This window comes from Rhodococcus sp. WWJCD1 (assembly GCF_002258735.1).
Classification (GTDB): Bacteria; Actinomycetota; Actinomycetes; order Mycobacteriales; family Mycobacteriaceae; genus Rhodococcoides.
The window spans coordinates 58,957-77,958 of record NZ_NOXY01000020.1; the positions used below are offsets into that span (position 1 = coordinate 58,957).

The following is a 19,002-nucleotide window of genomic DNA, read 5'->3' on the forward strand; positions in this document are numbered from 1 at the left end:
TGCAGGACGTCTGGTACCCGCCGAGCGGGACTGGAACGAACGAGAGGAAGTTTTCGGTGACCTCATCAGGGTTCACTGGTGGTCTGTCTCCAGCTCGATTGACGGTGGGTGTCGTCTCGGCCGGGCGGGTAGGTACTGCATTCGGTGAGGCGCTCGAACGCGTCGGTCACGTTGTCGTCGGTGCTGCCGCTGTGTCGGACGCGTCGCTCGCTCGGGTGCGCGACCGTTTGCCCGAGTCGCAGGTTCTGCCGGTCGACGACGTCGCTCGCCGCGCAGAACTGCTCATTCTTGCTGTGCCGGACAGTGAACTGGCGTCGATCGTCGCCGGACTGGCAGCAACGGGAGCGGTGGCGCCCGGAAAATTGGTGGTGCACACCTCCGGTGCGAACGGCGTCTCGGTCCTCGAACCACTGGCCGCCCTCGGTGCCGTGCCTCTTGCCATCCATCCGGCCATGACGTTCAGCGGCAGAGCCGAGGACACGGACCGGATGACGGCGGCGTGTTTCGGGATCACCGCGAGTGACGAGATCGGATACGCCGTCGCGCAGGCTCTGGTGCTCGAGATCGGCGGCGAGCCGGTGCATGTGGCCGAGAACAATCGGGCGCTCTACCACGCTGCGCTCGCGCACGGTAGCAATCACCTCGTCACCCTTGTGGTCGACGCGGTCGAAGCGCTTCGAGTTGCGTTGGCCGGACCAGGTTTTCCCGGTTCCGACGCCGAACGTGGTGTGCCCGAGCGTGTTCTGGCTCCATTGCTCGAAGCTGCGCTGGACAATGCACTGCGCAACGGGCAATCGGCGCTCACCGGCCCGGTGGCCCGAGGCGATACCGCCGCCGTCGGTAAGCACCTCGACGTGCTGGGGACCGTCGATCCTCGCATCGCTGCCGGGTATCGGGCGCTGTCTCTTCGCTCTGCGCAGCGCATCGGTGCCAGGGCAGACCTGATCGAACTTCTGGAAGGGAAGCAATGACCCTCGCGGGTAGCTACACCAAGGGGCAGTTGACAGTTCACCACGATCCCGCGGTGATCACGTCGGTGTCCAAGGCCCTACGGGGTGTCGGGAAGCAGGTCGCGCTGGTGCCGACCATGGGCGCGCTGCACGCCGGTCACCTGCAATTGGTGCGCCAGGCCAAGCTCACCGGCGCGGTGGTCATCGTGTCGATCTTCGTCAACCCCCTTCAGTTCGGGGTCGGCGAGGATCTCGATGCCTACCCACGAACCCTCGACGCCGATGTCGCGCTACTCCGCGAGGAGGGCGTCGAGCTGGTCTTCGCGCCGTCGGTATCGGACATGTATCCGGCGGGACCGCGCACCACCGTCAATCCCGGACCGCTCGGCGCAGAACTCGAAGGCGGCAGTAGGCCAACGCATTTCGCGGGCATGCTCACCGTCGTCGCCAAACTGTTGCAGATCGCGGCTCCCCATCGCGCGTACTTCGGGGAAAAGGACTACCAGCAGCTGACTCTGATCCGGCAGATGGTGCGAGATCTGAATTTCGACGTCGCCGTCATCGGGGTACCGACGGTCCGCGAGCAGGACGGTCTCGCACTGTCCTCGCGTAACCGGTATCTCGATACCGAGCAGCGTGATGCGGCGATGGCGCTGTCGGCCGCGCTGGTGGCCGGGGCACACGCTGCGGCAGGCGGCACCGAGGCCATCATCGCCACTGCGCGTGCCGTTCTGGACGAGGCACCGCTGGTTCAGGTCGATTACCTCGAGGTACGAGACCCGCATCTCGGCCCGGCTCCCGAGCGCGGAGACGGCAGACTGCTCGTGGCGGCCAAGGTCGGTACCACGAGATTGATCGACAACGTCGGTGTCGCAGTCGGCACCGGGTTTTTGGAGGCAGGAGTGGAGCCTGCGGAACGACCAGAAAAGAACAGTCCTGACGATCCGAAAAGTGGAGAGTGACACGATGTTTCGTACCATGATGAAGTCCAAGATCCATCGCGCCACCGTCACGCATGCAGACCTGCACTACGTGGGCTCGGTGACTGTCGATGAGGATCTGATGGAGGCCGCCGATCTGCTCGAAGGCGAGCAGGTCACCATCGTCGATATCGACAACGGGGCTCGGCTGGAAACCTATGTGATCACCGGTGAACGCGGCAGCGGGGTCATCGGAATCAACGGTGCTGCAGCGCATTTGGTGAACCCTGGTGACCTGGTCATTCTGATCGCCTACGGAGTGATGAACGAGCAGGAAGTCGCCGACTACGCGCCTCGGGTCGTGTTCGTCGACGAGAAGAACCGGCCGGTCGAACTCGGCAGCGACCCGGCTCATGCGCCTGCGGGCTCGGGTCTGATCACGCCGCGCGATCTCCGGGCCGATTCCGTGCTGGTCTGATTCGATGCTCCTCGCGATCGATGTGCGCAACACCAGCACCGTGGTCGGGCTGTTCACCGGCACCGGTGATCACTCGAAGCTGCTGCGGGACTGGCGCATTCGAACCGACCCTCATGTGACGGCCGACGAGCTGGCGTTGATGTTGCGTGGGTTGCTCGGAGCCGATTCGGAACAGATCACCGGCATCACCGCGCTGTCGACGGTGCCGTCGGTGCTTCGAGAGATGCGCACCATGCTCACGCGCTACTGGGATCATGTGGTGCACGTGGTCGTCGAACCCGGCGTCCGGACCGGCGTTCCGCTGCTGGTGGACAACCCGAAAGAAGTCGGAGCCGATCGGATCGTCAATACCCTTGCCGCGCATGATCTGTACGACTCGGCGTGCATCGTGGTGGATTTCGGCACCACCACCTGCGTCGACGTAGTATCCGCCAAAGGGGAATTCCTCGGCGGTGCCATTGCGCCCGGACTCGAAATGTCGGCGTGGGCGATGTCGACCCGCACCGCCACGCTGCGCGAGGTGGAGATGATCCGACCGCGGTCGGTGCTGGGCAAGAACACCGTCGAATGCATCCAGTCGGGCACCATCTTCGGGTTCGCGGGCCTGGTGGACGGTCTCGTCGGACGGATCAGGCGCGAGGTGCCGGAGGTTACCGGTACGGACGTCGCGGTCATCGGCACCGGAGACATCGCGGCGCTGATCCTGCCCGAGTCGACCACCATCGAGCACCACGAACCGGACCTGACGCTCGAAGGGCTGCGACTGGTCTACGAACGAAACATGGCAAAACGGCGTCCGCGCTGAATGTTTCGGTAAGCGGGTAGCGCATCGGGCGTTCGTGTGTCAGAATCGTCGGCGTGATGACGTGCATGGCCACCCAGGAGTGTTGTCGAGGCTGACCGCTGCCTCGTTCGTCACACACCCCTGGAGTAGAGCTTCATGCTTTCCACACCTGTATTTTCTGCACCCTCCCGACCCACATTGTCCTCGCGATCGGTCTCGACGTTGCCGACGCGGCTGCGTCCTCCCGACCTGCTGCGGATCACCGACCAAGGCGCATCGGACGTCCTCGAAGGTCGTTTCGACCACCTGCTGCCCGGCGGTGGGCTGTGGCCTACCGACGAGCGCTGGGCCACTCGACTGCACTCCGACGATGATCTGGACCTCTGGTTGATCAGCTGGGTTCCCGAGAGATCCACCGAACTGCACGATCACGCCGGATCGCTCGGTGCACTGACCGTCCTGAGTGGGTCGCTGCTCGAATATCGTTGGGCAGGAACCGAACTGAAGGAGCGTCATCTCGACGCTGGAGATCAGGCGGCCTTCCCGCTGGGATGGGTGCACGACGTGATGCACGATCCGGCGTCGACCACGGCCGGGCCCACTCTCAGCGTGCACGCATACTCACCGCCACTGACGGCAATGTCCTACTACGAGGTGACAGAGCGCGCGACTCTGCGCCGCACCCGCAGCGAGCTCACCGACGAACCCGAGAAGGCCACACGATGACCATCCACACCATGACCATCGTCGACATGCTCGAATCCGCTCGCGAGACCATCGACCGCATCACCGTCTTCGAGCTGCGCGACGCAGTCGACCGCGGTGCCGTCGTGATCGACATTCGCCCGCAGGCCCAGCGTGCCGTCGAGGGAACGCTGCCCGGCGCGCTGGCCATCGAACGCAACGTTCTCGAATGGCGTCTGGATCCCACCAGCGACGCGCGTCTGGCGATCGCCACCGACCACGACGTCGAGTGGATCGTCATCTGCTCCGAGGGCTACACCTCCTCGCTCGCGGCCGCGTCGCTCAAATTGCTGGGTCTGCACAAGGCCACCGATCTGGTCGGCGGCTATCAGGCCCTCAAATCGGCCGGGCTGCTCGGAGTGTTGACGCAGGCCAAGCACTGTGTTCGTGAGGCAGAGGCCGTCGCAGCGCACTGACCGTCCTTACACGCTCGGACTGTAAAGTATCTGCGCGTGAGTGATACAGCTTCTACCCAGCCCGCCGACGACACCCCGGAGCAGCTACGGATTCGTCGTGCCAAGCGCGCTGCGCTGCTCGAGCGCGGGGTCGAGGCGTACCCGGTGTCGGTTCCGCGGACCCATTCTCTGCTCGAGATCCGCACCGAGTTTCCCGAGCTCGAGGCCGACACGACCACCGGTCTCATCGTGGGAGTCGTCGGCCGCGTCATCTTCGTCCGCAACACCGGCAAGCTGTGCTTCGCCACGCTGCAGGAGGGCGACGGTACCCAGCTGCAGGCGATGATCAGCCTGGCCGGCGTCGGCGAGGACGCCCTCGCAGCATGGAAGGCCGATGTCGACCTCGGCGACTTCGTGTTCGTGCACGGAGAGGTGATCAGCTCCCGTCGCGGCGAGCTCTCGGTCATGGCAGACGCGTGGCAGATCGCGTCGAAGTCGTTGCGGCCGTTGCCCGTCGCGCACAAGGAACTGAGCGAAGAGACGCGCATCCGGCAGCGTTACCTGGATCTGATCACCAACCCGACCTCGCGCGAAACTGCGCGCAAGCGCATCGCCGTGGTTCGCGAACTACGCAACGCGCTCGAGCGTCGCGGCTTCCTCGAAGTCGAGACACCTATGCTGCAGACGCTGCACGGCGGTGCCGCGGCCCGGCCGTTCGTCACCCATTCCAATGCCATGGACACCGATCTCTACCTGCGGATCGCGCCGGAGCTGTTCCTCAAGCGATGCGTCGTCGGCGGCATAGAGAAGGTATTCGAGATCAACCGCAACTTCCGTAACGAAGGTGCCGACTCCTCGCACTCGCCGGAGTTCGCGATGCTCGAGACGTACGAGGCCTACGGCACGTACGACGATTCGGCGAAGATGACGCGTGAGCTCGTTCAAGAGGTGGCCATGGCCGCGCTCGGATCCACGGTCGTGACGTTGCCCGACGGCACCACCTACGACCTCGGCGGAGAATGGACGACGCTGGAGATGTACCCGTCGTTGTCGGAGTCGCTCGGGTTCGACGTCACCCCCGACACCACCGTCGACGAACTGCTCGCGATCGCGGACAAGGTCGGGCTGGACGTGCCGCGCAAGGACGGCGTCCCGATCTACGGCCACGGCAAGCTGGTCGAGGAGCTGTGGGAACACCAGGTGGGTGACGCGTTGACCGAGCCGACGTTCGTTCGCGATTTCCCCGTCGAGACGTCCCCGCTGACGCGGCAGCACCGGAGCAAGCCCGGCGTCACCGAGAAGTGGGACCTGTACGTTCGCGGATTCGAGCTGGCGACCGGATACTCCGAGTTGATCGACCCGATCATCCAGCGCGAGCGTTTCGAGGACCAGGCTCGTCAGGCTGCGGCGGGCGACGACGAGGCGATGGTTCTGGACGAGGACTTCCTCGCCGCGATGGAGCAGGGCATGCCGCCGACCACCGGAACGGGCATGGGCATCGACCGTCTGTTGATGGCGCTGACCGGCCTCGGCATCCGCGAAACGATCCTGTTTCCGATCGTCAAGCCCTCCCAGGCCTGATCGGTCGGTACAGCGCTGTTCGCCAGCAGCGGACATCGAATGGGAAACGTTTTGCATTGTGCCTGCGTTATGAACAGTAAGCAGGCAAGGCAGTCCGTATTTGCGGGCGGTCGCGCAGCATTTCAGGGGTGGAGGGTCGGCGTTCGTAACGTCGGCCAACTACAGTGAGTACCAGTCTTACCTTCAAATGCACAAGCGACCTCAGCGTATGGACACTGCGGCGCTAGAAGAACTGGTGGGCGAGCTACCACCCACCAAGAAGTGAGGGAGAGCGATGTTCGAGAGGTTCACCGATCGCGCGCGGCGTGTTGTCGTCCTGGCTCAAGAAGAAGCCCGGATGCTCAACCACAACTACATCGGCACGGAGCACATTCTGCTCGGCCTCATCCACGAGGGCGAAGGCGTCGCCGCCAAGTCTCTCGAGTCGCTGGGCATCTCCCTCGAAGGAGTACGCAGCCAGGTCGAGGAGATCATCGGCCAGGGCCAGCAGGCTCCGTCCGGTCACATCCCGTTCACCCCGCGCGCCAAGAAAGTACTCGAGCTCAGTCTGCGTGAAGCACTGCAGCTCGGCCACAACTACATCGGCACCGAGCACATCCTGCTCGGCCTGATCCGCGAAGGCGAAGGCGTCGCAGCTCAGGTTCTGGTCAAGCTCGGAGCCGACCTCAACCGGGTACGCCAGCAGGTCATTCAGCTGCTGTCCGGTTACCAGGGCAAGGAGCCGTCCGAGAGCGGCAGCGGCCGCGGCGAGGCGGGCACCCCGTCCACGTCACTGGTCCTCGATCAGTTCGGTCGCAACCTCACCCAGGCAGCACTCGAAGGCAAGCTCGACCCGGTCATCGGTCGCGCGAAGGAAATCGAGCGCGTCATGCAGGTGCTCTCGCGTCGTACCAAGAACAACCCTGTTCTGATCGGCGAGCCCGGTGTCGGTAAGACGGCCGTCGTCGAGGGACTGGCTCAGGCCATCGTCAACGGCGAAGTTCCCGAGACGCTCAAGGACAAGCAGCTCTACACCCTCGACCTCGGCTCGCTCGTGGCCGGCAGCCGTTACCGCGGTGACTTCGAGGAGCGCCTGAAGAAGGTGCTCAAGGAGATCAACACCCGCGGCGACATCATCCTGTTCATCGACGAGCTGCACACGCTCGTCGGCGCGGGTGCTGCCGAAGGTGCCATCGATGCCGCGTCGATCCTCAAGCCGAAGTTGGCTCGTGGTGAGCTGCAGACCATCGGTGCCACCACCCTCGACGAGTACCGCAAGTACATCGAGAAGGACGCCGCACTCGAGCGTCGTTTCCAGCCCGTCCAGGTCGGCGAGCCGACCGTCGAGCACACCATCGAGATCCTCAAGGGTCTGCGCGATCGCTACGAGGCACACCACCGCGTCTCGATCACCGACGGTGCACTCGTCGCGGCCGCCACGTTGGCCGACCGGTACATCAACGATCGGTTCTTGCCCGACAAGGCAATCGACCTCATCGACGAGGCGGGCGCGCGGATGCGCATCCGCCGGATGACCGCGCCGCCAGACCTGCGCGAGTTCGATGACAAGATCGCCGACGCGCGCCGGGAGAAGGAATCGGCCATCGACGCACAGGACTTCGAGAAGGCTGCGAACCTGCGCGACAAGGAGAAGACCCTCGTCGGTCAGCGTGCCGAGCGTGAGAAGCAGTGGCGCTCCGGCGATCTCGACGTTATCGCCGAGGTGGACGACGAGCAGATCGCCGAGGTTCTGGGCAACTGGACCGGCATCCCCGTCTTCAAGCTCACCGAGGAAGAGACCACTCGTCTGCTCCGCATGGAGGACGAGCTGCACAAGCGGATCATCGGACAGGTCGAGGCAGTCAAGGCCGTCTCGAAGGCGATCCGTCGTACCCGTGCAGGTCTGAAGGACCCGAAGCGTCCGTCGGGCTCGTTCATCTTCGCCGGCCCGTCCGGTGTCGGTAAGACCGAGCTGTCGAAGGCTCTCGCGAACTTCCTCTTCGGTGAGGACGACGCGCTGATCCAGATCGACATGGGCGAGTTCCACGACCGCTTCACCGCCTCGCGTCTGTTCGGTGCTCCTCCCGGATACGTCGGCTACGAAGAGGGTGGCCAGCTCACCGAGAAGGTTCGCCGCAAGCCGTTCTCCGTCGTGCTGTTCGACGAGATCGAGAAGGCCCACCAGGAGATCTACAACACGCTCCTGCAGGTGCTGGAAGACGGCCGTCTCACCGACGGCCAGGGACGCACGGTCGACTTCAAGAACACCGTGCTGATCTTCACCTCGAATCTCGGTACCTCGGACATCTCGAAGGCAGTGGGCCTCGGCTTCTCCTCGGGTGAAGGCACCGGCTCGAACTACGAGCGGATGAAGCTCAAGGTCAACGACGAGCTGAAGAAGCACTTCCGCCCCGAGTTCCTGAACCGTATCGACGACATCGTCGTGTTCCACCAGCTCACCAAGGACGAGATCATCCAGATGGTCGATCTCATGCTCAACCGAGTCGAAGGTGCGCTCAAGAACAAGGACATGGCGATCGAGGTCACCGAGAAGGCGAAGTCGTTGCTCGCCAAGCGCGGATTCGACCCCGTCCTGGGTGCGCGGCCACTGCGTCGCACCATCCAGCGCGAGATCGAGGACCAGTTGTCGGAGAAGATCCTCTTCGGCGAAATCGAAGCCGGCCAGATCATCCTGGTCGACGTCGAGAACTGGGACGGCGAAGGCGCAGGCGAGGACGCGAAGTTCACGTTCCGCGGTGAGAAGAAGGCCATCATCGTCCCCGACGAGGTCCCGGTCGATCTGGCCAAGGCCACCGGAGACAGCGACAGCGAGTAAGTTCCACCAGCTCCACACAACGGGCGATCCTCTTCGGAGGGTCGCCCGTTGTTGTGTGTCCACCCGGCGTCCGCCCCGTTCGCGTCAATGGACCCCTGCAGCGCCCAGACGTATGCAAAGGTCCATTCACGCAGATCAGTTCCGTGGGTGAATGGACCTTTGAACCGCTCAGACGTGTGCAGTGGTCCATTGACGGAGGGCCCGGGCGGCGAGAGCACCAGCGATGATCGCAAGTTCGGCCAGCACGATCCAGAACAACAGCGTCACATCCGGAGCCCAGCGGGAAAGGGTCGAGATGGGGGTACCGGTGAGCATCGGCATCCCGAAGTACAGCGTTCCGCCGGCAATGACGGCCATCAGGATGTGCGCAGGTGCCCATCGACCCGGGGCAGTCCTGATGCGAAGCAGGATTCGGCCTGCGCACAGTGCCAGCAACACCGCGAGTGTGCTCGACGCGATCAGCGCAATCTCGTACATGCCGAGGCCGGTGCTGCGGGGCTCGTCGATTCCGAGTCGGTTGAGGACGAGTGAGCGGGCCGCCGACGCCAGGTTTTCGGCCTCCAGTTCGCCGTATCTGTTGGCCGCGAACACCACGGCCAGATGGCGTTCGGGAATCAGCGCAACGTGCGTGAAGTAGCCGGGAACCGCTCCGGAATGCCATCGCATCTCGGTACCGTCGGACAGCGTTTCGACGTACCACCCGTCTCCGTATGCCATGCCCGAGCCGGTCGGCACCGTATCGAGACTGTTCGACGCCGGGTCGGTCAGTTGCCGCGCTGCGTAACGCGAGAGTTCGTCGATCGAACCACCGAGGTAGCCGTAGCCGAGTCCGGCGGCATCTATCCCGGTGTCGACGCGTCGGGGTAATCCGAAGAACGGAACGTGTCCGGGCGCGACGGCACCCGCGGTGTGCACTCCGGTTTCACGAGCCACGACGTTCGCAAACGGTTCGGCAGTGATCTTCTCGACGATGGCCTGCAACAGTAGGTAATCCAGGCTGGAGTATCGGAAAGTGCCACGCTCGGCAGCGGTGACGTCGAGGGTGGGCACGACGTCGAGTGCCCGGTCGGTTCGTCCCCACACATCGAGTCGGGCGACGTCGTGGGGGAGTCCGCTGGTGTGGTGGATCAGGTCGGTGATCGTGACGTCGTCGGGAAGGATCGAATCGCTCTCCGGGAGAACCGAATTCACGGTGCCACCTAGATCGAGGCGATGTTGCGAGGCGAGAGAGTGCACCGTCGCCGCCGTCACCGACTTCGACACCGAACCCCAGACGAACGGCGTGCCGTCATCGATCGGCGCACCGTGTCCGTCCACCCCGTATTCGACGTTCTCGATGACCTCACGTTCGGAGACCACTCGAAAAGCCACTCCCGGCAGGCCCAATTCCTGGGCGACGACCGCGACATCCGACGCGGTCTCACCACCGGGCAAGGTAGGCGATGCGGTCAGGACTGCTGCGACGGTCAAGAGGGCGTGCACGATTCGCATGGATGGAGTGAACCAACGTCACCGGGGTCGACGCCTCGGTGAACACCCTGATTTCACACCTGAGATCAGCTCGAGCGCACGAGGTCGGCGATCCAGGGCAGGACGTCGGAGTAGGCGGCCAGAGACCCGGGGAGGTGGTTCGCGCCCTTGTACGGGATGGCTGGAAACTCGTACTCGCGGTAGGTGATCCGGGCTCCCAGATCCTGCCAGCGCTCGCGCAGAGTTCGACTCTGCTCGATGGGCACGGTGTCGTCTTCGACTGCATGCGACAGGTACACCGGCATGGTGGGGGCGATGCGGCCGACGGTGTTCGCTGCGGTCACCTCGACGAAAGCTGGGTTGCTCAGCTGCTCGATCAGTGGTCGGCCGTCCCGGGTGAGGTCGTTGGTGTGCACTATCTCGGTGGCCGCGGGGTCGGTGGTGCACCAGTTCTGCGCGGCATCGAGCGCGGCGACGCCGTCGGAGTCGAAGAAGCTGCGGATGTTCTCCGCTCGTTCCGGGTAGGAGTTGATCATGCCGTCGACGGCGAAGAGTACGGCGCTGCCGAGAGTCGTGTTGTCCAGGTTGTCGATGTTGAGCGTCGGATCTGCCGGTGGTGCACCGACATACGCCCCGACGATATCGAGGTCCGGGGCGTACGTGGCAGCGAGTTCGGCGGCGGCTCCCGACGCGAATCCGCCTTCGGAGTAGCCGAACAACACGACCGGGGTGGCTGGGTCGGCGTCTGCCGCTCTGGCTGCGTCCAGCAGAGCGCGGCCCGAGGCGAGCCGGTTCAGATACGTGTGTCCGCCGGGAGTGCCCAGCCCCTGGTAGTCGGTTGCGACGACGCGGTATCCGGCCAGGAGCAGCGGCAGGATGGCCGGGGACGACCCGACGGTGCCGAGGACGGCCGATCCAGCGCAGCGGTCGGCCATGCCGGAGGTGCCGGGCGCGTAGGCGATCACCGGCCGCGGGCCGGGGCCAGGCCACGGAGCGGTGGGGGTCATGGAGTACCCGGACACGACCATGGGGTCGTCGTGAGTGTCGTTGGACCGATAGAGAATGCGTTCGATGTCGAAGCCCAATCCGAATCCCTTGGGTGAGGTGACCGGCTTTGTCCGCACCACCTCGCCGGGGGCCGCTGCGGCGATGGTCGGGACGGGCGCGTCGTAGAAGTCTCGCAGTGAATCGGCGCTCGCCACCGGGGTCGACACCACTGCGCTCGCCAGGATCACCGTCGACGCGATCGCGAGTGCGTACACGCACTTCTTCATCTGTTGCATCCTTCGTGTCGAGATTCCCGCACTCGATGGCCCGGCCGTGCCGCCGACGTTAGCCTGAGTATCGGTCCTACACAGGGTCGACAACGAAAGGATTGAAGTCCGATGCCAACTCGTACCTCACGCACAGCTTGGAACGGCACTCTCGAGCAGGGTTCCGGCCAGGTCGAGCTGTCCAGTTCCGGCGCAGCGACTTTCGACGTGTCGTTTCCCAAGCGCGCCGCCGAGAATGCCGACGGCACCACCAGCCCCGAGGAACTGATCGCAGCTGCTCACTCGAGTTGCTACGCGATGCAGCTGTCGGCCCTGATCGCCGAGGCGGGTGGTACCCCGCAGAGCCTCGAGGTCACCGCCGACGTCTCGCTCGGTCCCGACCAGCCCGGGTTCAAGTTGACGGGTATCAAGCTGACCGTTCGAGGCGAGGTCGACGGTCTCGACGCAGACGGGTTTGCGAAGGCTGCTCAGGCCGCAAAAGAAACGTGTCCCGTCAGCAAGGCGCTGACCGGCGTCGACATCACTTTGGATGCGTCTTTGGAGGGCTGAACAGACGCGGGGCCCGATGTGAGACTGGCGAACGATCGTCAGGTTTGAAATAGTTCGTTAATTGACCCATCTACGGATGATTCGGTGACGAATCGAGGTCAAACGTCGGGTTCGATCGGCTGTTGCGTACGTTCGGGGTACGCACCGAGCGGCCTAGGAAGGATCGGCCCACCATGTTGTGGACGCGCTTCCTGGGCCTCGGTGCGATTGCGGTGGTGGCCTACGCAATTGCCCCGCAGGGATTACCCCGGAACGCGATCTACGCAATCGTGGTCTCGGCCACAGTGGCCGCCTTCGTGCATCGCTACGTGGGTGAACCCGGCCCGGACAAGCGGACGTGGAAGTACATGGCCGTCGGCTTCGGCAGCTGGGGCATCGGGGACGCGCTGATAGCTGTGATGAAGATCGACGGTGGTCGGGTGCCGACGTTCTCCGCTGCCGACGTGCCCTACCTTCTGGGCTACGCGATCCTCGCAATCGGGTTCGCCCGGGCCGCCGACGAGAACGGTCTGGTGTTCGGGCTGGAGGAACTGTACGAGTGCCTGATCGTCGCCGTCGGATTCGGTCTCGTCACGTGGGTGTTCGTCATCTCCGACGGCTCGACCCGGTCGTTCTCGGAGGCGATGGCCCTGTGGCCGGCAACCGCATACCTCACCGTCGACGCGTTCTTGCTGACCCTCGTCGGCAGTTTGTACCTCGTCACCCGGTCGGCCACAGTTCCCCTTCTGGCCGCGGCAGCAGGGGTACTGATGCTCGTATCCGCCGACTTCGCGTCCTACGCCGCCGCGAGCAATACCGAGGTCTACCGATCGACGATTCCGAACGTGTTGTGGTTGGCCTCGTACGTCTGCTTCGGAGTGGTCGCCCTGCACGATGTGCAGAAGTCGGCCAGGCGGGCCGCCCGGCCCGGTCCGTTCAAATTCGGTAGGGGACGGTTTTTCGGACTCTCGGTTGCGGTCGCCGTGACACCGACGGTGATGACTGTGCAGCTGGTCCGCGGCGTCCCCGTCGAGCAATGGGGTTGGGTCATCGTGGGATCCTCGGCGCTGGTCATCCTGCTGGTCGGATTCCGAATGGCGCGCTTCGTGCGGACTCTGCGACTGCAGGCCGCCATCCTCGCGGACGTTGCACGTACGGACGCTGTGACCGGACTCGCCAGTCGGCGTCTACTGCGGGAGCGGTTGGACACGATGCTCGCCACTCGAGGTGATTCGGACGTCTTCACGCTGGTGGTCGACATCGACCGCTTCGCGCAGATCAACGAGACGTTCGGTTACAGCGTGGGCGACAGCGTGCTCCGTGAGATCGGCCATCGACTCGTCGCATCGGTTCGATCCGACGATCTGGTCGGACGCCTCGGTGGTGATCAATTCGTCGTGGCGATGCGCAGAAGTCCCGATCGGATCGATGTGTGCGAGACCGCCGCACAGCTGCAGTTCGCCGTCAGTCGCAAGATGTTCGTCCACGACATCAACGTCGCCCTCGACGCGACGGTCGGAATAGCGGCGATCGAAGAGTCGGCGGCACGTGCACACCGGCCGGAGGGCGCGTCGGCGACGCCGATCGACGGTGAGGCGATGATGCAGCAGGCTCATGTGGCGCTGACCGCGGCCAAGGCAGGGCAGACCCGAGTCGGTCGATACGAACCCGACATGGATCGTGACCGCCACGATCAGATGCGGTTGCTGGGCGAGCTCGACACTGCGATTCGGGATCATCAGCTTCGGGTGTTCTTCCAGCCGTGCCTGGATCTGGAATCGGGCAGCGTCGATCGCGTCGAAGCTCTGCTGCGGTGGCAGCATCCACGTGAGGGCTTGATCGGGCCGTCGATCTTTCTGCCCGACGCCGAGCGCACCGGCATGCTGCCCGCCATCACCGCGTTGGTGCTCGACGAGGCGTTGGCGCAGTGCAGCGCGCTACGGCGAGGCGGCATAAATCTGTCTGTCTCGGTTAATCTTTCGGTCCGAAATTTGCTCGACGAGACACTCACCGAACAGGTGTCGGCTGCGCTGGCCAAGTACGCGATGCCCGCGCACACCCTGGAATTCGAGGTCACCGAAACAACCGCGATGACCGACCCGGTGCGTTCGGTGAACGCGCTGGCGTCACTGCGCAGTTTGGGGGTGACCATTGCTATCGACGATTACGGCACCGGGTACAGCTCGTTGGCTTATCTGCAGAGTCTGCCGGTGCAGACGCTGAAGATCGACCGCTCGTTCGTGTCGAAGATGAACACCGACGACACCGATGCGTCGATCGTGCGCTCGACCATCGACCTGGCTCGAAGCCTCGGGGTACGAGTGATGGCAGAGGGGGTCGAGGACGCGGGCACGCTCGATGCGCTCCGACTGCTCGGGTGCGACGGTGCCCAGGGCTACTTCCTGGGTAGACCGATGCCCGCAGAGTTCCTGGCCGACGCCGTGACGAAACTTGATTCGGAGACGCCGACGAAACTCGAGTGGGAACTCGCTCGCGAACGCATCTGAGCGGCGTTGCTCACGATGTGGCAGGCACGTCCAGCACTACCTCGAATTCGAGCAGTGACGCTCCCGACGAAACCGGTTTGCCCTCACCGGAACCGGCGTGTGCCTGGCGAGACGGTCCACCGGACCAGGCCTGGAACGACTCCTGGTCTTCCCATTGGGTGACGACGAAGTAGCGCGATTCACCCTTGACCGGCCGGAGCAACTGGAACCCGAGGAATCCGGGGGAGCCGTCGACGGTTCCGGCACGCGCGGCGAAGCGCTTCTCGAGTTCGGGGCCTGCGCCCTCCGGTACGTCGATCGCGTTGATCTTCACAATGGCCATGCTCGCGAGATTACTCCGCCGTTATGCTCGGCGGTGATGCTCTACGACGAGGGTGGATCCGGCCGTTCGATACTGCTGCTGCACGGGTTGATGGGCAGTGCGGCCACCTGGCGTCGACAGGTTCCGTGGCTTCGAGAATTCGGGCACGTGCACACCTACGACGCACCCGGGCACCGGCGGCCGGCACCGGCCGAGCTCACGACCGAGTCGTTCGTAGCGGACCTTCTGCAGAATCTGGAGTCGCTCGGCCCGAGTGTGTTGATCGGCCATTCGATGGGGGCGCTGCACGCCTGGTGTGCGGCAGCGCGGCGACCCGACCTGGTGACCGCTCTCGTCGTCGAAGACATCGCGCCGGACTTCCGCGGCCGCACCGCCGACGATTGGGCCACCATGATGAGGGCATGGCCGCAACCCTTTCCCGACGCGGATGCGGTGCGTGCGTTTTTCGGAGACGTTGCAGGACAATACTTTCTGGACTCCTTCGAGCGCGATGACGACGGCTGGCGACTGCACGGCGACATCGACACTTTCGAGGCGATCTCGCAGGAATGGGGTACGCGTCATTTCTGGGACGAATGGGATGCCGTCGATGCTCCGGTGTTGCTGATCGAGGGCGAACACACCATCACACCGGCCGGGCAGATGAGACAGATGCACGTACGCAATGCCGAATCGACGTATGTGCGGATCGAGAACGCAGCGCACCTGATTCACGACGAGTGCCCCGAGCGATATCGCACGGCCGTCGAGGGGTTCCTGCGCACACTAAGATGATCCGATGCCGCTCGCGAAGCTCAACGGAATCGACCTCAACTACGACGTGACCGGCGACGGCCCACTGGTGGTGTTGGTGATGGGCACCGGTAGTCCGGGACGAGTGTGGCGAACCCACCAGGTTCCGACCCTGGTGAAGCAGGGATACCGGGTCGTCACATTCGACAATCGCGGCATCGCACCGTCTTCCGAGTGCGCGGGCGGGATGACGCTCGACGACCTGGTGGCCGACACCGCCGCCCTCGTCGAGCACCTCGGTGGTGGCCCCGCGCGCGTCGTGGGCACCTCGATGGGGGCTCGCGTCACCCAGGAATTGGCTTTGGCCCGGCCGGATCTGGTGTCGCATGCAGTGATGATGGCCACCTTCGGCAGGACCACCACCTTTCGTGCGCAGATGTCGAAGGGCGAGAAAGATCTCCACGACGCCGGAATCGAACTTCCCGCGTCGTACCGCGCGGCAATGACTGCGATGCAGAACTTTTCACCGAAGACCCTGGCCGACGACAGTGCGATCGGTGATTGGCTGGCAGTTCTCGAATATTCGGGCGGCAGGAAGACGGCGGGAATGCGGGCGCAGATCGGACTCGAAATGCGTTCCGGAACAGACCGATTGGCGGCGTACCGCGCAATCAGGGCGAAATCTCTGGTGATCGGATTCGCTGATGACCGCATGATTCCGGTACAGCAGTGCCGCGACGTTGCCGCCGCGATACCCGGTGCGCAGTACGTCGAAATCGCCGACACCGGTCACTTCGGCTACCTCGAACGCCCCGATGCGGTCAACGCCGCGCTCGTGGAGTTTCTCTCGCGGTAGCGAACTATCCTGCGTCGGAGGACACCTCGGTCTACGAGGTGAGTGCGCCCAGGCGCTCGCGAGTCTCCTCGAGGGCGGCTTGTTGTCGATCCAATCGGTCCGACAGTGCGTCCACCTCCGCACGAAGTCGGGGACACATGTCCAAGGTGATGCCGTGGTCGCCGTTTTGTGCGCATTCGAGGTACCGAGCGATCGTGGCCGTCGTGAGCCCCGCGGCGATCATCGACTTGATCTGCAGCACGCGCAGCACGTCGGATTCGGCGTACACGCGGTAGCCGTTGGCATCGCGGTGGGGGACGAGCACCTCGCGACTTTCGTAGTGGCGCAGGGCACGCGCCGACACCCCGGTTCGTGCAGCGAGCTCGCTGATCAACATCTCTGCCCCTCTCGCACTTGACCTTCTCGCCGGTGTCAACCCTTATCGTCCGGCAGTATGGCATTCACAACCAGCAGACGAGCGGTGATCTTCCACGGATACAGGGCAACGCCCGACGATCACTGGTTCGGTTGGCTCGCCGAGCAATTGGACAGCGTTGGAATCTCCGCGCACATCCCTCCGTTGCCGGATCCCGCGTCGCCGAATCGGGATTGCTGGGAGGCAGAGATAGCAGCGACGCTCGGGACGCCGGGGCCCGACACGATCGTGGTGGCGCACAGCCTTGGATGCCTCGCCGTACTGCGGCACCTCGCCACCCTCACGGGGCCATGGCAGTTGGGAACGCTCGTCTTGGTCTCGGGGTTCGTCGACAGGCTACCTGCGCTACCCGTTCTCGACGGCTTCGTTGCCGGCGGTGTGATGCTGTCGACGATGCAGGACCACATCGAGTCGATCTCGATCCTGCGATCGGACGACGACCCGATCGTTCCGCCTGCGCACACCGATCGGCTGGCTCGACTGCTCGACGCGTCGGTGCAGATCGTCCCCGGTGCGGGCCACTTTCTCGCCGGCGACGGAGTCACCTCCCTGCCACCCGTCTTCGATGCGGTGACCTGATTTCGCTGACGGTCCGGCATCTGGGTAGCGGCTCGGTAGCTGCTCTCAGCCGTCCGAACCCTCGCCCGCGAGGGCGAACAATCCCGATTCGGTTTGTTCGATCAATCCGTCGGTCAGCAGCGAATCGAGAGCTCGGTCGCGCTGGGTCGGGTCGGTGGGCCAGACGATGTCGAGCTGAGCTCGCTCGACGGGGCCGGTGCTCTCGCGCAGCACCGACATGAGTTTGCCGCGAACCTGTCGGTCGGTGCCCGCGAACTTCTGGACCTTCTTCGCGGGCCCGGTGTGTGCCGGTCTGCCCGCCTCGATCCAGGCGCACTCCGGCAGCGGGCACAGCAGGCACGCCGGATTCTTGGCGGTGCAGATCAACGCGCCGAGCTCCATCAATGCCGCCGAGTATCGGGCGGCCCGTGGGACGCTCACCGGAAGCAGCTGTTCCACATCGGCCAGATCCCTCGATGTGGAGGGATTTCCGGGCTCGGCGTTGCCGTGCTGTGCACGTGCGACAACGCGTCGAACATTGGTGTCCACCACCGGAACTCGCTGACCGTAAGCGAAAGTCGCGACCGCTCTTGCTGTGTAGGCACCGATGCCCGGCAGGCTCAGCAGTGTCTCCACGTCGTCCGGCACCTCGTCGCCGTACTCCTCGGCGAGCACTCGCGAGCACTCGTGCAACCGCAGCGCTCGACGCGGATAGCCCAACTTGCCCCACGCACGCAGTACCTCGGCCTGCGAGGACGCGGCCATCGCCGAGGGTACCGGCCACCGCTGCACCCACTGCTCCCAGATGGGTGCCACCCGCACCACCGGAGTCTGCTGCAGCATGATCTCGCTCATCAGGATCTGCCAGGCGCTGACGCCCGGACGACGCCACGGCAGGTCGCGTCCGTCGGTGTCGAACCACCCGAGCAGAGCCTCGGCATCGATCGGCAACTGTGCGCCCTTCTTCTCGTGTCTGTGATCGAGATCAACAGTAGTGAACCCGACTCGCCCCGCGCCCGCTCCGCGTGCACAATGAAACCCATGCCTGCTTCGAATCCGATCGCTGCCTGGAAGTCACTCAAGGAAGGCAACCAACGGTTCGTCTCCGGAGAGGTCCTGCACCCGTCGCAGGGCATCGAGGACCGTGCTCGTCTCGAGAGCGCTCAGCATCCCGGTGCCATCCTGTTCGGCTGCGCCGACTCGCGCGTTGCGGCCGAGATCATCTTCGATCAGGGCCTCGGTGACATGTTCGTCGTTCGCACCGCCGGTCACGTGGTCGACTCCGCCGTCCTCGGTTCCATCGAGTACGGCGTCGCGGTGCTGAACGCGCCGCTGATCGTGGTGCTCGGTCACGACCACTGCGGTGCAGTGCAGGCGACCGTCGATGCCCTCGAAAGCGGAGACGTCCCCGGTGGCTATATCCGCGACGTCGTCGAACGCGTCACCCCGTCGGTGCTCTCGGCGCGACGTGACGGTCACGAGGCGGTCGACGAGTTCGAGGCACGACACGTCCAGGAGACCGGCAATCTGCTGATGCAGCGCTCGCGCATCGTGGCCGAGAAGGTGGAGGCCGGGGAACTCGCGATCGTCGGCCTCACCTACCAGCTGTCGAAGGGACACGCGCAGCTCCGCGAGGTCATCGGCGAGATCGGCGAACAGCCCGCCTGACTCCT

The 19,002-nt window shown here is 64.5% G+C and carries 19 protein-coding genes; 14 read left to right on the forward strand and 5 right to left on the reverse strand.

The genetic code is table 11. The features are described 5' to 3' along the window. Positions 1-56 precede the first annotated feature (56 nt). From CH286_RS12485 to CH286_RS12520, 8 genes are all read left to right on the forward strand, one after another. Complete coding sequence (locus CH286_RS12485; protein WP_032380129.1) at positions 57-971, forward strand: Rossmann-like and DUF2520 domain-containing protein; 915 nt, start codon at positions 57-59, stop codon at positions 969-971. Next, positions 968-1,912, forward strand: a complete 945-nt coding sequence (gene panC / locus CH286_RS12490; RefSeq protein ID WP_094609375.1) for a pantoate--beta-alanine ligase — start codon at positions 968-970, stop codon at positions 1,910-1,912. The genes CH286_RS12485 and panC overlap by 4 nt, the downstream gene beginning before the upstream one ends. 4 nt (positions 1,913-1,916) lie before the next feature. After that, positions 1,917-2,348 (forward strand): aspartate 1-decarboxylase, encoded by a 432-nt coding sequence (gene panD, locus CH286_RS12495; RefSeq protein ID WP_032403785.1) that lies wholly within the window; start codon positions 1,917-1,919, stop codon positions 2,346-2,348. 4 nt (positions 2,349-2,352) lie between these two features. Then, positions 2,353-3,153, forward strand: coding sequence for a type III pantothenate kinase (locus CH286_RS12500; protein ID WP_032403767.1), 801 nt, complete (start codon positions 2,353-2,355; stop codon positions 3,151-3,153). Positions 3,154-3,288: 135 nt separating this feature from the next. Further along, positions 3,289-3,858 carry a cysteine dioxygenase gene (locus CH286_RS12505; RefSeq protein ID WP_032403768.1) on the forward strand — a complete coding sequence of 190 codons (570 nt, stop codon included), beginning with the start codon at positions 3,289-3,291 and terminating at the stop codon, positions 3,856-3,858. An 11-nt stretch (positions 3,859-3,869) separates the two neighbouring features. Beyond that, positions 3,870-4,292 (forward strand): rhodanese-like domain-containing protein, encoded by a 423-nt coding sequence (locus tag CH286_RS12510; RefSeq protein ID WP_032380719.1) that lies wholly within the window; start codon positions 3,870-3,872, stop codon positions 4,290-4,292. A 36-nt stretch (positions 4,293-4,328) separates the two neighbouring features. Further along, entirely contained in the window at positions 4,329-5,852 is a 1,524-nt protein-coding gene (lysS, locus tag CH286_RS12515) for a lysine--tRNA ligase (protein ID WP_032380133.1), read from the forward strand. Positions 5,853-6,126: 274 nt separating this feature from the next. Then, positions 6,127-8,667 carry an ATP-dependent Clp protease ATP-binding subunit gene (locus CH286_RS12520; protein WP_032380134.1) on the forward strand — a complete coding sequence of 847 codons (2,541 nt, stop codon included), beginning with the start codon at positions 6,127-6,129 and terminating at the stop codon, positions 8,665-8,667. A gap of 168 nt (positions 8,668-8,835) precedes the next feature. Here CH286_RS12520 and CH286_RS12525 read toward each other — a convergent pair whose 3' ends face one another. Both CH286_RS12525 and CH286_RS12530 read right to left on the reverse strand, forming a co-directional pair. Next, entirely contained in the window at positions 8,836-10,158 is a 1,323-nt protein-coding gene (locus CH286_RS12525; RefSeq protein ID WP_094609376.1) for a serine hydrolase domain-containing protein, read from the reverse strand. A 65-nt stretch (positions 10,159-10,223) separates the two neighbouring features. Further along, complete coding sequence (locus CH286_RS12530) at positions 10,224-11,411, reverse strand: alpha/beta fold hydrolase (RefSeq protein WP_094609595.1); 1,188 nt, start codon at positions 11,409-11,411, stop codon at positions 10,224-10,226. 111 nt (positions 11,412-11,522) lie between these two features. Here CH286_RS12530 and CH286_RS12535 point away from each other — a divergent pair, with 111 nt between their 5' ends. Continuing rightward, the gene (locus tag CH286_RS12535; protein WP_032401489.1) at positions 11,523-11,960 is read left to right on the forward strand and encodes an OsmC family protein; all 438 of its coding nucleotides are present in this window, start codon (positions 11,523-11,525) and stop codon (positions 11,958-11,960) included. Positions 11,961-12,133: 173 nt separating this feature from the next. Beyond that, positions 12,134-14,446 carry a putative bifunctional diguanylate cyclase/phosphodiesterase gene (locus tag CH286_RS12540; protein WP_052058239.1) on the forward strand — a complete coding sequence of 771 codons (2,313 nt, stop codon included), beginning with the start codon at positions 12,134-12,136 and terminating at the stop codon, positions 14,444-14,446. A gap of 10 nt (positions 14,447-14,456) precedes the next feature. Here CH286_RS12540 and CH286_RS12545 read toward each other — a convergent pair whose 3' ends face one another. Continuing rightward, positions 14,457-14,768, reverse strand: a complete 312-nt coding sequence (locus tag CH286_RS12545) for an antibiotic biosynthesis monooxygenase family protein (RefSeq protein ID WP_094609377.1) — start codon at positions 14,766-14,768, stop codon at positions 14,457-14,459. 36 nt (positions 14,769-14,804) lie between these two features. On the opposite strand from CH286_RS12545, the gene CH286_RS12550 reads away from it, so the two are divergent. Together CH286_RS12550 and CH286_RS12555 are read left to right on the forward strand one after the other, a co-directional pair. Further along, positions 14,805-15,542, forward strand: a complete 738-nt coding sequence (locus CH286_RS12550; RefSeq protein ID WP_032401490.1) for an alpha/beta fold hydrolase — start codon at positions 14,805-14,807, stop codon at positions 15,540-15,542. Between the two features lie 4 nt (positions 15,543-15,546). Continuing rightward, a complete protein-coding gene (locus CH286_RS12555) occupies positions 15,547-16,356 on the forward strand; it encodes an alpha/beta fold hydrolase (RefSeq protein ID WP_032401491.1) in 810 nt (269 codons plus the stop codon). 31 nt (positions 16,357-16,387) lie between these two features. Here the strand turns inward: CH286_RS12555 and CH286_RS12560 are convergent, their stop codons facing one another. Next, positions 16,388-16,732: a MerR family transcriptional regulator gene (locus CH286_RS12560; RefSeq protein ID WP_037149002.1), complete on the reverse strand. Its 345-nt coding sequence runs from the start codon at positions 16,730-16,732 to the stop codon at positions 16,388-16,390. A 57-nt stretch (positions 16,733-16,789) separates the two neighbouring features. Between CH286_RS12560 and CH286_RS12565 the strand changes: the two genes are divergently transcribed. Beyond that, entirely contained in the window at positions 16,790-17,350 is a 561-nt protein-coding gene (locus CH286_RS12565; protein WP_094609378.1) for an RBBP9/YdeN family alpha/beta hydrolase, read from the forward strand. Between the two features lie 45 nt (positions 17,351-17,395). Here the strand turns inward: CH286_RS12565 and CH286_RS12570 are convergent, their stop codons facing one another. Continuing rightward, on the reverse strand, positions 17,396-18,280 hold the full coding sequence (locus tag CH286_RS12570) for an A/G-specific adenine glycosylase (protein ID WP_094609379.1): 885 nt from the start codon (positions 18,278-18,280) through the stop codon (positions 17,396-17,398). A 90-nt stretch (positions 18,281-18,370) separates the two neighbouring features. Here CH286_RS12570 and CH286_RS12575 point away from each other — a divergent pair, with 90 nt between their 5' ends. After that, entirely contained in the window at positions 18,371-18,997 is a 627-nt protein-coding gene (locus CH286_RS12575; protein WP_032401495.1) for a carbonic anhydrase, read from the forward strand. Positions 18,998-19,002 lie beyond the last annotated feature (5 nt).